The sequence below is a fragment of the Shewanella sp. GXUN23E genome (assembly GCF_050865035.1).
GTDB lineage: Bacteria > Pseudomonadota > Gammaproteobacteria > Enterobacterales > Shewanellaceae > Shewanella.
This window is the reverse complement of record NZ_JBOZWP010000003.1, coordinates 177562-193421: the sequence shown is the minus strand read 5'-3', so window position 1 is coordinate 193421 and position 15860 is coordinate 177562. Positions and strand designations below refer to the sequence as shown.

Here is a 15860-nt window from a genome sequence, read left to right as displayed (position 1 = left end):
TATGCTGAGTCTTTCTGCCGCCGACATCAGCCAGTTTATCGGTACCTTCTGGTGGCCGTTTTGCCGCCTGATGGGCGCCTTTATGGTGATGCCGTTTCTCGGGCATGTGCATATTCCTGCCACAGTACGCATTCTGCTGGCCTTTGCCATGGCGGCCTTGCTGGGGCCTGTGCTGCCAGCCGTGCCTGTGGTAGACCCGCTGTCGCTGGCGGCGCTGTGGTTGGCGACCGAGCAGCTGCTGATTGGCTTTATGCTGGCGCTGTTTCTGACCTTGATGATCCATGTGATGACCCTGCTGGGGGCCATGATGTCGATGCAGATGGGACTGGCGATGGCGCTGGTCAATGACCCGGGCAGCGGCAGCAGTGAACCGATCCTGGGGCAGATGCTGCTGATGTACGGCACCTTGCTGTTTCTGGCGCTGGATGGGCATCTGGTGGCCATTGGCGTGCTGGTGGACAGCTTTCAGCTGTGGCCGGTGGGCAAAGGCATATTGGCACTGCCGCTGATGGGCCTGGTGGAGCGCTTCGCCTGGATGTTTGGCGCCGCTTTTATGCTGGCACTGCCGGCCGTGCTGGCTATGCTGGTGGTGAACCTGACGTTTGGCGTGCTTAACCGCTCGGCGCCTTCATTGAATATCTTCTCTCTGGGCTTTCCCATGGCGATGATCATGGGGTTGCTGTGTGTGCTGCTGTCATTTTCCGGCCTGCCGACCCGTTATTCGGATATTTGTTTGCAGGCGCTGCAGGCCATGTATGAGTTTATCGGAGGGCAGCCATGAGTCAGCAGGGCAGCGCCGATAAGACAGAGCAGGCCACTCCCCAGAAATTGCGCAAAGCCAGAGAGCAGGGGCAGGTTCCCCGCTCCAAGGATCTGGCCTCCAGCGTGCTTATCATCAGCTGCTCGCTGCTGTTGTTCACCAGCGCCGACTGGTTTGCTGCCGGGGTGCGGGAGCTGGCCGCTTACAACATGATGCTGACCCGGGAGGAGCTGGATACCCCGGGGATGATGATGCGCCATGCCGGACAGAGTCTGCTGGCGATGCTGCACATTCTCGGGCCGCTGATGCTGATGGTGCTGATCCTCTCTCTGGTCAGTGGCGCACTGCCCGGCGGCCCGGTTTTCAACCTCACACTGGCGCTATTCAAGGGCAGCCGCGTCGACCCAATCAAAGGCCTGGGCAAGCTGTTTTCCAGCCGCTCGCTGGTGGAGCTGCTCAAGTCGATGCTCAAGGTCAGCCTGCTGCTGTCCATCATGTGGCTGTTCCTCCGTCATCACCTGACTTACCTGCTGAATATCAGCCAGTTGCCTGTGGATGAGGCGGTATCCCGAGGCGTGGAGCTGATCAGCCTGGCACTCATGTATCTGGGCGCTGGGCTGCTGCTGATCACCTTCATTGACGTGCCTTATCAGTACTTTCAGCACAAAAAAGAACTGAAGATGAGCAAGCAGGAGGTCAAGGATGAGCACAAGCAGATGGAGGGCAAGCCGGAGATCAAGGCGAAAATCCGCGCGCTGCAACAGCAGATGGCGCGCTCCCGCGCCGAAGTCAGTGTGCCGCAGGCGGATGTGATCCTGGTGAATCCGACCCACTATGCCGTGGCACTCAAATACGACCCCAAACGCGCCGAGGCCCCCTTTGTGATTGGCAAAGGCATTGATGAAGTGGCCCTGTATATGCGGGAGCTGGCCACCCGCCACAGCGTCGAAATTGTGTCAGCGCCGCCGCTGGCGCGCGCCGTGTACCACTCTACCCAGATTGAGCAACAGATCCCCGCGGGTCTGTTCAAGGCGGTCGCCCATGTACTGCACTATGTGCTGCAGATCCGCGCCGCCAGACAGGGCAAATCGGCGATGCCATCGCCGCTGCCTGCTTTCGATATTCCACCTCACCTGCGCAAAGACTAAAGGAAGCCTGCCTGATGAACTGGTTCAAAAGTACATTTGCAGATAACCGGGCTTACATGGCCATTCCAGTGATATTGCTGGCGATTCTGGCGATGATCATTCTGCCGCTGCCGCCCTGGCTGCTGGATATTCTGTTCACCTTCAACATAGTACTGGCCATCATGGTGTTGCTGGTGAGCGTGTCGATACGCAGGCCGCTGGACTTCTCTGTGTTCCCGACCCTGCTGCTGTTGGCAACTTTGATGCGCCTGACACTGAACGTGGCCTCCACCCGGGTGGTGCTGATTGAAGGGCATCAGGGCGGCGATGCCGCCGGTAAGGTGATCCAGGCCTTCGGTGAGGTGGTGATCGGCGGCAATTATGTTGTCGGCGCGGTGATCTTTCTCATTCTGATGATCATCAACTTTGTGGTGATCACCAAAGGCGGCGAGCGGATTTCTGAAGTGTCGGCCCGCTTTACCCTGGATGCCCTGCCGGGTAAACAGATGGCGATTGATGCGGATCTCAACGCCGGCGTTCTCAATCAGGAGCAGGCCCGCAAACGCCGTCAGGAAGTGACCCGCGAAGCGGACTTCTATGGCTCGATGGACGGTGCTTCCAAGTTTGTCCGCGGCGACGCCATTGCCGGTTTACTGATCCTGGCCATCAACATCATTGGCGGTATCTGCATCGGCATTTTCATGCACGATCTGAGCGCCGCGGCTGCCTTTAAAACCTATATTCTGCTGTCCATCGGTGATGGCCTGGTGGCGCAGATCCCATCGCTGCTGCTGGCGACAGCTGCCGCCATTATCGTTACCCGGGTGTCGGACTCTGAAGAGATGCCGGCGCAGTTCAGTCAGCAGTTGCTGGCCAATCCCAGGACCATAGCCACGGCGGCACTGGTGATGGTGGTACTGGGGCTGGTGCCTGGCATGCCATCGCTGGTGTTCTTAAGCTTTGCGCTGATCCTCGGGTTTGTGGCCTGGAAGCAGCGGGGCGTGCAGCAATACCAGGGTGAGCCTGCACTGGAGCTGAAAACCGAGGCCGCGGTGGCGGAACCGGCAGCGCCCAGTTGGGATGCGCTGCCCTACACAGATCTGGTGGAGGTGAGCCTGGGTTACCGGCTGGTGCCTTTGGTGGAGCGCACCCGCGGGGCGGAGCTGATTAAACGGCTGACCGGCATTCGCCGCACTTTGTCGGAGCAGGCGGGCTTTTTGCTGTCTGAGGTGCGGGTGCGGGATAACCTGTCGCTGCCGCCCAATCGTTATCAGATCAATCTGGCGGGTAATCCGGCCGGCAGCGGTGAGCTGGAGCCGGACAAGCTGCTGGCGATCAAGAGTGGTCAGGTGTTTGGCGAGCTGGACGGTATCCTCACCCGGGACCCGGCGTACCAGATGGAAGCTGTGTGGATTGACCCTGAGCACAAATCGCGGGCGCTGAATTTGGGTTACTCAGTGGTGGACAATGCCACTGTGATTGCCACCCATGTGTCGCGCCTGATGCGCGAGCAGTTGTCAGAGATGCTGCAGCACGATGATGTGGTGGCACTGCAGGAGCGGCTGGCGCGCCTGTCGCCCAAGCTGGCTGAGTCGCTGGGACTGGCGTTGACGCCTATCCAGCAGCTCAGGGTATTTCGGCTGTTGCTGCGTGAGCAGGTGTCGCTCAAGGACATTCGCACCATAGCCACCACTTTGCTGGATTGCAGCGAGAACACCAAAGATCCTGTGCTGCTGGCGGCAGATGTGCGCTGCGCCCTGCGCCACAATATCGTTAACCAGATTGCCGGTGACAGCAATGAGCTGAGGGTGATGACCCTGGCGCCTGAGCTGGAGCGTACCCTGATGACGGCGCTGAATCAGGCGCAGCAGGCGGGCAAGGTGTCGCTGGACAGCTTCCCGGTGGAGCCGGCGCTGCTGGCGCAGCTGCAGCAGAAGATGCCGGTGATGCTGGCACAGGCCCGCGCTGAAGGCCATCACCCCATGTTGCTGGTGCCGCCGCAGCTGCGGCCACTGCTGGGCCGTTATGCGCTGGCGTTCGCCCGTGGGCTGAATGTACTGTCTTACAATGAGATCCCGGAAAGCCGGGATCTGCAGGTGGCCGGTCAACTGGGCTAACTGTTGTTCGGTGTCAGCTCAGCCTCATGAGTGGCAGTAATTAAAAGCCCGGTGCGCAGGCAGCGCACCGGGCTTTGTTATTGGTGTCCGGCGACGTTTTAGTTCAGTGGCGTCGTTTTAGCTCAGTGACGGGCGAAGAATGCCAGCACCGTCTGCAAGGCCAGAGTGCGGCGCTCGTCGGTTTCAATAAAGATTTCATGGCGGGCACCGGGGATCACCTGTTTCTCACACAGACCGCCCAGTGCCGCATCCTGACCTGAGTTGTCGACAATGGAGTCCTGCTCGGCCTGCAGGATCAGCAACGGCACCCGGGTATTGCGGGCCGCGTCAATGGCACGCTCACTGGCATCCAGCGCCTGCACCAGCCAGTGGTTGGTGGGTGAGCCCAGCTGGATCTGCGGCCGGGATTGATACAGGGTACGGTACACGCCGTATCTTGCCTCGCTGTGGGTCAGATCGTTACCGGCAAACGGCTGGCATTTGTAATCGCCGCCACCCAGCACATACCAGGGGTCACTGGCCGAGAGCTTATCCAGCAGTTTGGCCAACACCCGGATAATCGCCTTGGGCGCCGGCAGGCGAATGCCATACATGGGCGCTGAAAACGCGGCGGCGCGGAAGGTTTGCGGATGCTTTTGCAGATACAGGGTACCGATACAGCCGCCCATGGAGTGACCCAGCAGGTATAGCTGCTTGTGTCTGGCCGGTTTGACCACTTCCACGATGAAGCTGTGCAGATCATCCACATAGTGATCGAACTGGCCCACATGGCCTTTGCAGGGGTTGGCGGTCATTCTGCCGGACAGACCCTGGCCTCTGTGGTCCAGCGCGTACACGCTGAAGCCCTGCTGATACAGATCGAAAATCAGTTCCTGATATTTGAGGAAGGACTCGACCCGGCCATTGCTGATGACGATGGCTTTGTCACTGTGCGGATGGCGGATACTGCACCAGGCAATGTTGCAGCCTTTGCTGCCGGAGATGAAACCTGTACTGACCTGCTCCCAGAATGTCGCCAGCTGCTGTTGGCCAGCTTTGCTGCCGGTGAAGTTTTCTTCTGAAAATACATGAGGTTTGGTCATTAAAACGGTTTCCTGACGGTAAAAACAGGCGACAGTGTAACGGGGATCTGCGGCAGCGGGAAGCCGTGTCGACACTCAAGGCCCCGACACGGCATGGTTTCAGCTGTTTTGCTGACGCTCAATATAGTCGGCCACCTGTTGCTCCAGCACTTTAAGTGGCACTGAGCCATTTTCCAGAATGGCGTCATGGAAGGTGCGGATATCGAACTTCTCACCCAGCGCATCTTCTGCCTGTTTGCGCAGGCGTTTGATGGTCAGTTCGCCGATTTTGTAGGACACCGCCTGACCCGGCCAGGAGATATAGCGGTCCACCTCGGTGGTGACATTGTGCAGCGACAGGGCAGTGTTGGCCGCCATATAGTCGATGGCTTGCTGACGGCTCCAGCCTTTGACGTGCAGTCCGGTATCCACCACCAGCCGGCAGGCGCGCCACATCTCATAGGTCAGGCGACCAAAATTACTGTAGGGATCCTGATAGAAACCGGCTTCCAGCCCCAGATATTCGGCATACAGGCCCCAGCCTTCACCGAAGGCGGAAATATAGCTGTAACGGCGAAAGTCGGGCAGGGCATCCTGCTCCTGATTCAGGGCGATTTGCAGGTGGTGGCCGGGCACGGCCTCGTGCAGGGTCAGGGCTTCCATCTCATACAGGGGGCGCTTGTCCAGTGCGTAAGTGTTGACCCAGTAGTAACCCGGTTCGGTGGCATCGTCTGAGCCTGAATAGCGGCCTGTGGTGTATTTGGGGGCAATTTCAGGCGGTACTTCCTTGATGCCATAAGGGGTGCGTGGCAGGGTAGCGAAGTACTTGGGCAGCATGGCGTCGGCTTTTTTGGCTATATAAGCGGCCTCTTTCAGTAACTCTTCCCGGGTCTTTGGATAAAACTGCGGATCGGTGCGCAGGAAGTGCAGGAAGTCGGCGAAGCTGCCGTCAAATTTGAGTTCATCAATGATCTGCTGCATCTCAGCGCGGATCCGGGCGACCTCTTTAAGGCCCAGTTGATGCACCTCATCAGCATTCATCTCCAGCGTGGTGTAGTGACGCACCCGGTTTTCATAAAACTCAGTGCCATCGGGTAGATCGGCCGCGGCAATCGTGTTGCGGGCATTGGGCAGATATTCCCGGGTCATAAAGGTGTAGAAGTCGTCATACAGAGGCAATACCTGCTGCTCAACCATCTTACGGCCTGCGGCCTGCAAGCGGGTTTTATCGGCCTCACTGAAATGGGCCGGGAAGTGGGTAAAGGGCTTGTAGTAACCGCTGTCCTCCACCGCGACCTGATAGGCACTGATACTGTCTTCAAAGCCGGTCAAGGTGGCTTTGGGCGGCGTGATGCCTGCGGCCAGTCCCTGTTTCAGCCAATAGGTTTGCTGGGCAAAGTAGGCAGGCAGGGCGCTGAGTTTTGCCAGATAGTTGTCATAGTCTTCCACCGTGTTGAAGCGGCCCTGGCTGATGCTGGTGATATAGGCATGAAACCCGCTTTCTGAGGAGATGGGGGCATAGTGGTCTTTAAAGCGGTACATGTCAGTGCTGTCGGCCAGCTGATAGGCCAGGATCTGGGCATTGATGCGCTCGGTTTGGCTGAGCTTGTCGCTGTCAAGGGCGCGCAGCCGCTGCAGCAATGCCAGCTGTGCCTGATACTCCTGCTCCAGCGCCTGAGGCGACATGTCGGTCAGCTTACCGGCGGCAGATTTATCCCCTTTGGCGGCAGCCAGTGACGGGCTGCGCATCAGTTTAAGCTGCCAGTCCGCCGCTATGATATCTGCCAACGCCAGTTGCTCAGAGTTTTGCATCTGTTGCTCAGGGCTGTTCACCAGTTGCTCAGGGCTATGCGCCTGCGAACTTTGTGTCTGAGCCGTCTGTCCGGTTTGGGCCTGCTTCGGGGATGTTGGTGCGTTGCTGAGCTGACATCCGCTCAGGATTAGGCTGATGGCGACACCGAGGGCAAGTTTCTGCATCTTCTTTCCTTGTGATTATTGTTCATCGCCATGACACTCACAGGCGCAATGTTATGACTTTGATTATTATTGTTGCAGGATTATGCCTGAAATCTGGTCAATTCAGCAAAACCTGGTGGATTTCAGGGCGCTCAAACCTGTGACTGAGTTATCAGTAAATTGTTTGCCGTGATAGACTCCTTATATACATATCAGAACAATAACAGTGAGGTTTGCATGATTAACAGTTCCATTCCACTGGTGGATTTGCACCGGCATCTGGATGGTAATGTCAGGGTCAATACGATTTGGGAGCTGGGGCAACAACACGGCATTGCCTTGCCGGCGGCCTCACCTGAATTGCTGGCGCCTTTCGTGCAAATCCAGGGGAAAGAAGCCAGTCTGGTGGATTTCCTCAAAAAGCTGGACTGGATGGTGGCCGTGCTGGCCGATCTGGATGCCGTTAAGCGGGTGGCCTATGAGAATGTGCTGGACGCCCATGTCTCAGGGCTGGACTACACCGAGCTGAGATTCAGCCCTTACTATATGGCGATGAACCACAGGTTGCCGCTGGAAGGTGTGGTGGAAGCCGTGATTGATGGGGTGTCACTGGGGGTGAAAGAGACCCATGTGAAAACCAATCTCATCGGTATCATGTCGCGCTCATTTGGGGTTGAGGCCTGCAAGGCTGAGCTGGATGCGATTATGTCCCAGCGTCCTAAAATCGTTGCGGTGGATCTGGCCGGTGATGAGATAGGCTTCCCCGGAGAACTGTTCGATGCCCACTTTAAGCGGGTGCGGGATGCCGGGCTGGGGATCACTGTGCATGCCGGTGAAGCCAAAGGCCCGGAAAGTGTCTGGCATGCGGTGCGCGACCTGGGAGCGACCCGTATTGGTCACGGGGTGAATGCCGTTAAGGATCCGGTGCTGATGGAGTATCTGGCCAAACACAATATCGGCATCGAGTCCTGCCCGACCAGCAATGTGCAGACCTCCACCGTGGCCAGCTATGCGCAGCAGCCGCTGAAAACCTTCCTGCATGCGGGCGTGCCGGTGAGTTTGAATACTGATGACCCGGGTGTCAGCAATATCGATATTGGGCATGAATACCGGATTGCCCAAACTGAGTTGGGGCTGACCGATGCCGAGCTGGAGCAGGTGCAGCGCAATGGTGTGGAGATGGCATTTCTATCAGCCAGTGAGCGGCAGGCGCTGTATTACGCCAAGCAGGATTATTTGCCCTGAGCCTTGCTGTTTAAATACAAAAAAGCCGCTCACTGAGCGGCTTTTTGCTGTCCTGGCATCCCGTTAGATAACCCGGGAGAACTGCTGCTGACGAGCCTTCTCGCGGAAGTACACATCAAAACACATACAGATGTTGCGGATCAGCAGACGGCCGGTGGGGCTGACGGTGATCTTGCGGTCGGTAATATCAACCAGCTTGTCATCGATAAAGGTCTGCATCAGTTTCAGATCTTCGGCGAAGTATTCTTCGAAGGTGATGCCCAGCTTCTCATCCATCTGCGCCATATCCAGGTCGAAGTGGCAGATCAGCTGTTTGATCACCGCGCGGCGCACTTCGTCGTCACGGTTCAGGCTACAGCCTTTCCACAGGGCATGGCCGGTTTCGTCCAGTGACTCATAGTAAGGACGGATATCTTTCTGGTTCTGGGCGTAGCAGTCGCCGATCATGGAGATGGAAGACACACCCAGACCCAGCAGATCGCACTCTTCCTGAGTAGTGTAACCCTGGAAGTTGCGGTGCAGGCGACCTTCGTTCTGCAGCTTGGCCAGCTCATCATCCGGCTTGGCGAAGTGGTCCATACCGATAAACTGATAACCATCACCGGTCAGGGTTTCAATGGTTTGCTGCAGCATGTCCAGCTTCTGCTGTGGCGATGGCAGATCTTCATCCTTAATCTTGCGCTGTGCAGCAAAACGGGATGGCAGGTGCGCATAGTTGAACACAGACAAACGGTCCGGAGACAGATCCAGAATACGGGCGATGGTCTGGGCAAAGGTTTCCGGTGTCTGGTGTGGCAGACCATAGATCAAATCCACGTTGGTAGACTGGAAGCCCATGGCTTTGGCTTTGGCCATCAGCGCGAAGATAAAGTCTTCATCCTGCTCACGGTTTACGGCCACCTGTACTTCTTTGTTGAAGTCCTGCACCCCGATGGAGATACGATTAAAGCCAGCTTCCTTCAGGGTATCCAGCATGGTCAGTTCGATTTCACGCGGATCCACTTCAATGGAGAATTCACCTTGATCGGCGAAGTTGAAGTGCTGCTTGAGCAGCTTGCTCAGACGCAGGATTTGCTCTTCGCTCAGGAAGGTCGGCGTGCCACCGCCCCAGTGCATCTGAGTGACAGTGTACTTCTCAAACAGAGGGGCACGGTTGGCAATTTCCCGGGCCAGATACTCAATGTACTGATCCGCCTTATGCTGGTGGCGGGTTACGATTTTGTTACAGCCGCAGTAGTAGCAGAGCTTGGCACAGAAAGGAATATGTATGTAGAGTGACAACTTGTCGCTCTTGCTGTGCTCGATCGCCTTCAGCAAATCCGCTTCAGTGAACTGATCGTTGAACTCCAGCGCCGTCGGGTAAGAGGTGTAACGGGGACCGCTGTAGTTGTATTTTTCGATCATCGACTGATCCCAGCTGATTTTGGTGGGCTGATTCAAGGCGTGTCCTCCGAGGGTAATTTAGTATTGTGCGAAGTATGCCGTTTTTACGATCAAATAACATTGATCCAGGTAGAAAAAACAACTGCCGCTAACAAGTGTATCCGGCGCGGTTTGACGGTGTTTTCATCACTTCGCACCAGCTCCATGTGATGATTGGATAGGGACTATCTATGAAAAGTTTTTGCTTGTCTGTGGTTTTATTGGCAATTTGTGCGCCGACTCACGGCCAGACGCTGATCCACGCCGGGCGATTAATCGACGGTTTGGATGATCGGCCCAGGGAGGCCGTCACCGTGGTGGTGGACGGTGAGCGGGTGGTTGCAGTCGAATCCGGCTACCGTCAGCCCGGGACAGATGATGAGGTGATTGACTGGCGGGATGGCACCCTGATGCCGGGCTTTATCGATATGCACACTCATTTGAGCTCCAAAGGTGGCAAAGGTGCCTATATGGATCCCTTTACCCAGAATCCGGCTGATTTGGCGCTCAGAGCCGCAGCCAACGCCAATATCACCCTTAAAGCTGGCTTTACCACCGTGCGGGATCTGGGCGACCGGGATAATGTCACTGTATCGCTGCGTAATGCCATTAATGCCGGGTTGCTGCCCGGGCCACGTATCTACACAGCGTCCAAAACACTGGCTACAACAGGCGGACATGCTGATCCTACCAATGGTCATAAACATGATTTGATGGGCGATCCCGGCCCTGCGCAGGGGGTAATAAACAGCCCGGAAGATGCCTACAAGGCGGTACGGCAGCGTTACAAAGAGGGCGCTGATCTGATTAAGCTGACTGCCACGGGCGGGGTGTTGTCTGTGGCCAAAAGTGGTGAAAATCCCCAGTTCACCCAGGATGAATTGCAGGCAGTGGTTCGTGCCGCCAATGACTATGGCTTTAAGGTGGCGGTGCATGCCCATGGTAAAGAGGGCATTCGCCGCGCGATTGAGGCGGGAGTCACCACCATAGAGCACGGCACTTATATGGATAAGTCGCTGTTTGGTTTGATGAAAAAGAAAGGTGTGGCGCTGGTGCCGACATTGTCTGCCGGGGAATATGTGGCCAAACAGGCCAAAGTCGACGGTTTCTATCCCGATATTGTGCGTCCCAAGGCGGAGAAAATCGGTCCGCAAATTAAGCAGACTTTTGCCGATGCCTATAAGGCTGGTGTACTGATCGCCTTTGGTACTGATGCCGGGGTATTTCCCCATGGGGAGAATGCCGGCGAGTTTGTGCTGATGACCCAGGCAGGTATGGATGAGTTGGATGCCATCAAGAGTGCCACATCGGTGGCGGCCAGGGTGCTGGGGGATGAGTCAGTTGGTGCGGTCGAGGCTGGCCGCTATGCCGATTTCGTCGGGGTTAAAGGGAACCCGCTTGAGGATATCAGTCTGCTGTTGTCGCCAGCCTGGGTGATGAAATCCGGCGAAACCGTGGTGCAGAACTGAGTTTTGTCACAAATCAAAAAGGCGCTGCAACCCTATGGTGGCAACGCCTTTTGTGTTGAATCACCGGCTCAGTGTGCTGGCTTGAGAGAGAACTCTGCCAGTCGTTTGGCCTCCGCCAGAATGGCATCTTCATGCTCGGCTTCTGACTTCATCCGCTGCAGATCCAGTTTCATTCGCTCCTGTTTGGGCAGCGCTTGGCGGGCGTCCATAATCGGATGGTCTTTGATCACCGCAAAATGGCTGAACAGCTGCGGATAGTCGGGAGCCACCCGCTCAGAGAGTGACAGCCGGTCAAATAATCTGGCAATACGCACCACACCTTCTGAAAGCTCACATCTGTCATCGACCATCGCCTGCGCGATATAACGGATGTCATCCAAAATAGCAGTTCGCTTGGCATCGGCTTCAGCCTGCTTTTTTGCTCTGGCTTTGGCGATCTGCTGGCGCTGCTGTTGCAATTTGACTAACAGATAAGCTGCGTAGCCGCCTAAGGTCAGAATGATAGCTGCGCCCAAGATTATCCAGGGGGTGTACACTGTGCCTCCTTACCGGGTGTCCAAACCGACTGTTAAGTCCTCAGTCTTTATCCTGATATTGCTTCAGAGCGTCAAAGCCGGACTCGAATCTGTCCAGCAGATCATCATCAGACGTTGACTTGCTTGGTGCAAAGTCCTCTTCTTCAGACAGACCGAGCTTCTCCATCAGCTTTTCAATTTCAGCCAGTTGCTTGTCCAGCCACTTCTGATCGGCCGCAGGCAGATCACGGCCTTCTTCCAGCATATCCAGCAGCTCATTCAGACGTGGATCTTCTTCCAGCATCAGCAGGCGCTGCTCGTCAGTCATCTTCGGCTGCTTTGGCTTTTGCGCCTTTTCTGCCACAGGTTGCTGAGTCTGACCAGGAAGCGCCAGCGCCACAGGGCGTTTGCTGCCATGGCGTGGATCTTTGGCTTGATTGCCGCCTTTACCATTACCGGAAGCCTGTTGCAGGGAGCCTTCGTTGGAGCGGCTGCCGGACTTGTTACCGGTATCACGCTTCTTGGTGGCAACCTTGCGTTCAGTTTTTTTGCTTCTTGGCGCAAATTTAGCGCCGTTCTCATTGATATTGCGTGTTTTTTTGCTGCGAGACATAGGATTCTCTACTAAAAATTCGTGTCCTTATCCCATGTGCCAGCGCAGTCTTGCGGGCTGGGGATAATCAGGGGGTGCGTGTTATATCAGATTCTGCTGCTTTTTGCATCAGAATGAGGTCATTTGCGGCAAATAATAGCGTAAAGCCGTGGTGCGCGGCCAGATATTCAAAAGTCTCCTGGCAATAGAAACTGACGTGTGCTGGATTGTTTTTATAGTGCCATTTGGCAAATTGTTGTGGATCGGTCAGCAAGCGGGTGCTGATAGCCAGAAAACCACCGGGTTTCAGGGTACGGCACAACAGGGCCCACTCCCGCAGTGGATAGTTGAAGTGTTCAAATACCCGATAACTGCAAACAAAGTCGTAGCTATGTCGCAACACAGTATGATCCGGTGCCAGAAATGGATCGTATTGACTCAGACTATAGCCCTGCTGTTGCAGCAGGGTCACAACCGAATCGGGCAACAATCCACCAAAATTGAGCCCCTCCAGAGGACCACTGGTGATGCCGGCAAGCTGCTCGATAAGTACATTAATGAACAAAGACAGTTGCTTCTGTCTTGCCGGATTGAGCTTGTTAAAGCGTTGCTGCTGGGCCTGAGGAGGCAGTTGGCTGTGAAGATCGGCAAATACCAATTGGCATCTTGGGCAGCGAAAGTAGCTGCGTTTCTTGTCGGTCAAGAAACGGGAAGGGCGACTGTCTTGGCACAGGGGACATATTGGCATTGGAGATCAGGATCTTACAACTTTAGCGAGATTATATACCCAAACGCCTGCACTGGCACTGACCCATCAGTGAGCATCGCGGATTTCTCAGTGAGCAAAAGGATGAATGGCAACGGCAATAAGCTTAAGAATAAAGTGAGCAATAAAAAAAGCGGCAGTTTTCACTGCCGCCTGAATATTGTGTCTGTGACACCTATTCTGATATCCCAGTATCCGTACTGGCTATGTGACTTTCCCGGTCTAGTCCTTTTGTTGTTGTTTGCTTTCCATGCAATTTGTTTTTCGTTTTTGTCTTCCAGACGTTTTCGTCCTGACCTGAGTCCTCCAGGCCATTTCCGTAGATGGTCTCAACTACCACCACATCAACCGTCATCTATGACGAAATACAACCATCCATGTTGTTCACATCCAGTGACACCAGCATCCAGCCGTTGCATCCAAAGCTATGCTTCCATTGCACTGATGGCATCCTGCTATCAGTCTCCGGGTGGAGTGGTTCCCTCGACGTTTGGGAGTGCCTTTACAGCTCTAGGCCATGATGGCCATTCCCGATAGTCCCTGACCTGAATCTCAAGTTGAGATCTCTACTCGTTATTATTATTTGACGAGTGGTCTTCAGCTTTATAGTTATTATCTGACTTCGTTATTCTTATATCTTGAATGTAAAGCACCGAACTCTGATTGTTGTTATTTAAGTTATTGCACAACCAGTTGGGTTCGCTCCGATGCGGGAGTCATTAAACTTGAATGTGTGACTTGTGTCAAGGTTAAATGTCGCAATGGTGACGTTAACGTAAACTGGATTTACAAAAAAGGCGCCTGAAGGCGCCTTTGTGTTAGCAACAGGTTATTGATTAAGTGTGGAAATATATACCGAAAGAGCCTGAATATCCTGGTCGCTGAGCTTCTTGGCAACGTCGCCCATCATGCCATTGAGGTCGTTGTTGCGGGTACCATCGCGGAACTTGTTTAGCTGAATTTTGATATAGTTTGCATGCTGACCAGATACCATGGGAAAGCCCGCCAACTCCATGCCTACACCATTTGGTCCATGACAGGCGGCGCATGCTGTGATGCCGCGCGACATGTCTCCACCCTTATACAGCTTTTCACCCAAGTCTGGAGCCTGAGCGGCTGGTGCAGGTGCCTGAGTTTGTGAAGCATAAAACGCAGCGAGATCTGCCATATCCTGCTCAGTCAGTGCAGCGACCATGCCGATCATGATAGGATCCATCCGACCTTTGGCTCCGCCAGAGGCCATGGCATCTTTGAAATCATGCAACTGCTTGTCTACATAAGCAGCATGTTGTCCGGCGAGTTTGGGATACATATCAATCATGCTGTTGCCGTCAACACCGTGGCAGGCAGCACAAACAGCAGACTTGTTTTTTCCAGCTTCAGCGTCACCTTGAGCACTAACGGGTAGCGAGATGGCGGCGACGGCTGACAACGCGAGGGCTAACTTTTTCATGGCGTTCCAACTTCTTGTTTGTTTATTGTCCTGAGCTTACAAGGAAGACCCGCAAGCATGATAAGATACGATAACTGTGATCCGTCTTATATTTTACATGAAAACGTGAAAATGTAAGCAACTCTTCGATATTTATGACAAAAGTTGATCCTTTTTTGGAGTAATACGTGACAAATCCCCAAATCGACTTTCGCCGGGCAAAATTCCTGATCAGTGCCCCGGATATTGCCCATCTGGACAAGCATTTGCCCGGTGACACTGGTGTGGAGATTGCCTTTGCCGGCCGCTCCAATGCGGGTAAGTCCAGTGCGCTGAATGCGCTGACAGAACAAAAGAACCTGGCCCGTACCAGTAAGACGCCTGGTCGTACCCAGTTGATCAACGTTTTTGCTCTGGATGACCAGCGCCGTCTGGTGGATCTGCCCGGTTATGGTTTTGCCCAGGTGCCGATGGCCATGAAGATAAAGTGGCAAAATGCACTGGGTGAATATTTGCAGGAGCGCCGTTGCCTGAGTGGCGTAGTGGTATTGATGGATATCCGTCACCCATTGAAAGATCTTGATATGCAGATGATCGAGTGGGCGGTCGCCAGTGAAATCCCTGTATTGGCGCTACTCACAAAATGCGACAAGCTGGCACAAAGCGCCAGAATGAAAACCGTCAATGAAGTGCGTAAGGCATTGGTGGACTTTGGCGATTGGGTGCAGATTGAGCCTTTCTCATCTCTGAAGGGAACCGGCAAAGCCAAGGTGCTGAATATCCTGAATGAATGGTGCCATCCGGATTGGCTGGAAGATGCAGAGGAGGCGGCAGAGTAACTGTTGCTGTTCATCGATTAAGGCGCCCGTTGGGCGCCTTTTTTTATGCCTGTTGTTTGCCAGGCCTGATTTACCGGCACTCCAATGGGATTCTGGATGGAAAGCACACATAAAAAAATAGCCGGGGACTGGGTCACCGGCCAAAAAATACTTAGCTCTTTTGGGGAGAAGCTAAAAAATATTCAACAAGACTCAAGTTCCATCAAGACTTCGGATTGGGGCCGAAGACTGTGTTTGGCTCTCAATGAAGAAAGCATACAGCGAAAAAATGAACATTTAAAGTAATTACTCTAAATTTTCTTACGGGCATAAAAAAAGCCCCGGCAAATAATTTGCCGGGGCGCCAGAATTTGGCAATCACTAAAAAGTGAAATAAAGGTCTGAAAGATAGAACATCTTAACCTCTGTACCCTACGCCAAGAATATTACGCCATTTGCCGGAAATTGAAAAACAGTTTTCTAAAAAAACAACGAACAATGTGACATAGATCTCGATTAGCTATGCCTTAAACCGTTTTGGATTGTTCTTTTATTACATTAATGTGGTCTGGATGACGAA

General features: G+C 54.4%; 13 protein-coding genes. 6 read left to right on the top strand and 7 right to left on the bottom strand.

Features of this window, described 5'->3' with window-relative positions:
* Position 1 precedes the first annotated feature (1 nt).
* The 3 genes from fliR to flhA are packed head-to-tail and all read left to right on the top strand — an operon-like array spanning position 2 to position 4004.
* The gene (gene fliR, locus ACRRUX_RS04610) at positions 2–781 is read left to right on the top strand and encodes a flagellar biosynthetic protein FliR (RefSeq protein ID WP_432527644.1); all 780 of its coding nucleotides are present in this window, start codon (positions 2–4) and stop codon (positions 779–781) included.
* Positions 778–1908, top strand: a complete 1131-nt coding sequence (gene flhB / locus ACRRUX_RS04605; RefSeq protein ID WP_432527642.1) for a flagellar biosynthesis protein FlhB — start codon at positions 778–780, stop codon at positions 1906–1908. The genes fliR and flhB overlap by 4 nt, the downstream gene beginning before the upstream one ends.
* 14 nt (positions 1909–1922) lie before the next feature.
* Positions 1923–4004, top strand: a complete 2082-nt coding sequence (gene flhA / locus ACRRUX_RS04600; RefSeq protein ID WP_432527640.1) for a flagellar biosynthesis protein FlhA — start codon at positions 1923–1925, stop codon at positions 4002–4004.
* Between the two features lie 122 nt (positions 4005–4126).
* Here flhA and ACRRUX_RS04595 read toward each other — a convergent pair whose 3' ends face one another.
* A complete protein-coding gene (locus ACRRUX_RS04595) occupies positions 4127–5086 on the bottom strand; it encodes an alpha/beta fold hydrolase (protein ID WP_432527638.1) in 960 nt (319 codons plus the stop codon).
* Between the two features lie 99 nt (positions 5087–5185).
* Positions 5186–7042: a DUF885 domain-containing protein gene (locus tag ACRRUX_RS04590; protein WP_432527636.1), complete on the bottom strand. Its 1857-nt coding sequence runs from the start codon at positions 7040–7042 to the stop codon at positions 5186–5188.
* Between the two features lie 216 nt (positions 7043–7258).
* Here ACRRUX_RS04590 and add point away from each other — a divergent pair, with 216 nt between their 5' ends.
* Positions 7259–8266 carry an adenosine deaminase gene (gene add / locus ACRRUX_RS04585; RefSeq protein ID WP_432527634.1) on the top strand — a complete coding sequence of 336 codons (1008 nt, stop codon included), beginning with the start codon at positions 7259–7261 and terminating at the stop codon, positions 8264–8266.
* 63 nt (positions 8267–8329) lie between these two features.
* Here add and hemN read toward each other — a convergent pair whose 3' ends face one another.
* Positions 8330–9706 carry an oxygen-independent coproporphyrinogen III oxidase gene (gene hemN / locus ACRRUX_RS04580; protein ID WP_432527632.1) on the bottom strand — a complete coding sequence of 459 codons (1377 nt, stop codon included), beginning with the start codon at positions 9704–9706 and terminating at the stop codon, positions 8330–8332.
* Between the two features lie 173 nt (positions 9707–9879).
* Here hemN and ACRRUX_RS04575 point away from each other — a divergent pair, with 173 nt between their 5' ends.
* Positions 9880–11157 carry an amidohydrolase family protein gene (locus ACRRUX_RS04575; RefSeq protein ID WP_432527630.1) on the top strand — a complete coding sequence of 426 codons (1278 nt, stop codon included), beginning with the start codon at positions 9880–9882 and terminating at the stop codon, positions 11155–11157.
* Positions 11158–11225: 68 nt separating this feature from the next.
* On the opposite strand, the gene ACRRUX_RS04570 is transcribed toward ACRRUX_RS04575, so the two are convergent.
* The 4 genes from ACRRUX_RS04570 to ACRRUX_RS04555 all read right to left on the bottom strand — a co-directional run bounded on the left by ACRRUX_RS04570 (position 11226) and on the right by ACRRUX_RS04555 (position 14483).
* On the bottom strand, positions 11226–11693 hold the full coding sequence (locus ACRRUX_RS04570) for a DUF2489 domain-containing protein (protein ID WP_432527628.1): 468 nt from the start codon (positions 11691–11693) through the stop codon (positions 11226–11228).
* 40 nt (positions 11694–11733) lie between these two features.
* Complete coding sequence (gene yihI, locus ACRRUX_RS04565) at positions 11734–12285, bottom strand: Der GTPase-activating protein YihI (RefSeq protein ID WP_432527626.1); 552 nt, start codon at positions 12283–12285, stop codon at positions 11734–11736.
* Between the two features lie 67 nt (positions 12286–12352).
* Positions 12353–13012 (bottom strand): methyltransferase domain-containing protein, encoded by a 660-nt coding sequence (locus ACRRUX_RS04560; protein ID WP_432527624.1) that lies wholly within the window; start codon positions 13010–13012, stop codon positions 12353–12355.
* Between the two features lie 847 nt (positions 13013–13859).
* A complete protein-coding gene (locus ACRRUX_RS04555) occupies positions 13860–14483 on the bottom strand; it encodes a c-type cytochrome (protein WP_432527622.1) in 624 nt (207 codons plus the stop codon).
* 167 nt (positions 14484–14650) lie between these two features.
* Between ACRRUX_RS04555 and yihA the strand changes: the two genes are divergently transcribed.
* Positions 14651–15301 (top strand): ribosome biogenesis GTP-binding protein YihA/YsxC, encoded by a 651-nt coding sequence (gene yihA, locus ACRRUX_RS04550; protein ID WP_432527620.1) that lies wholly within the window; start codon positions 14651–14653, stop codon positions 15299–15301.
* Positions 15302–15860 lie beyond the last annotated feature (559 nt).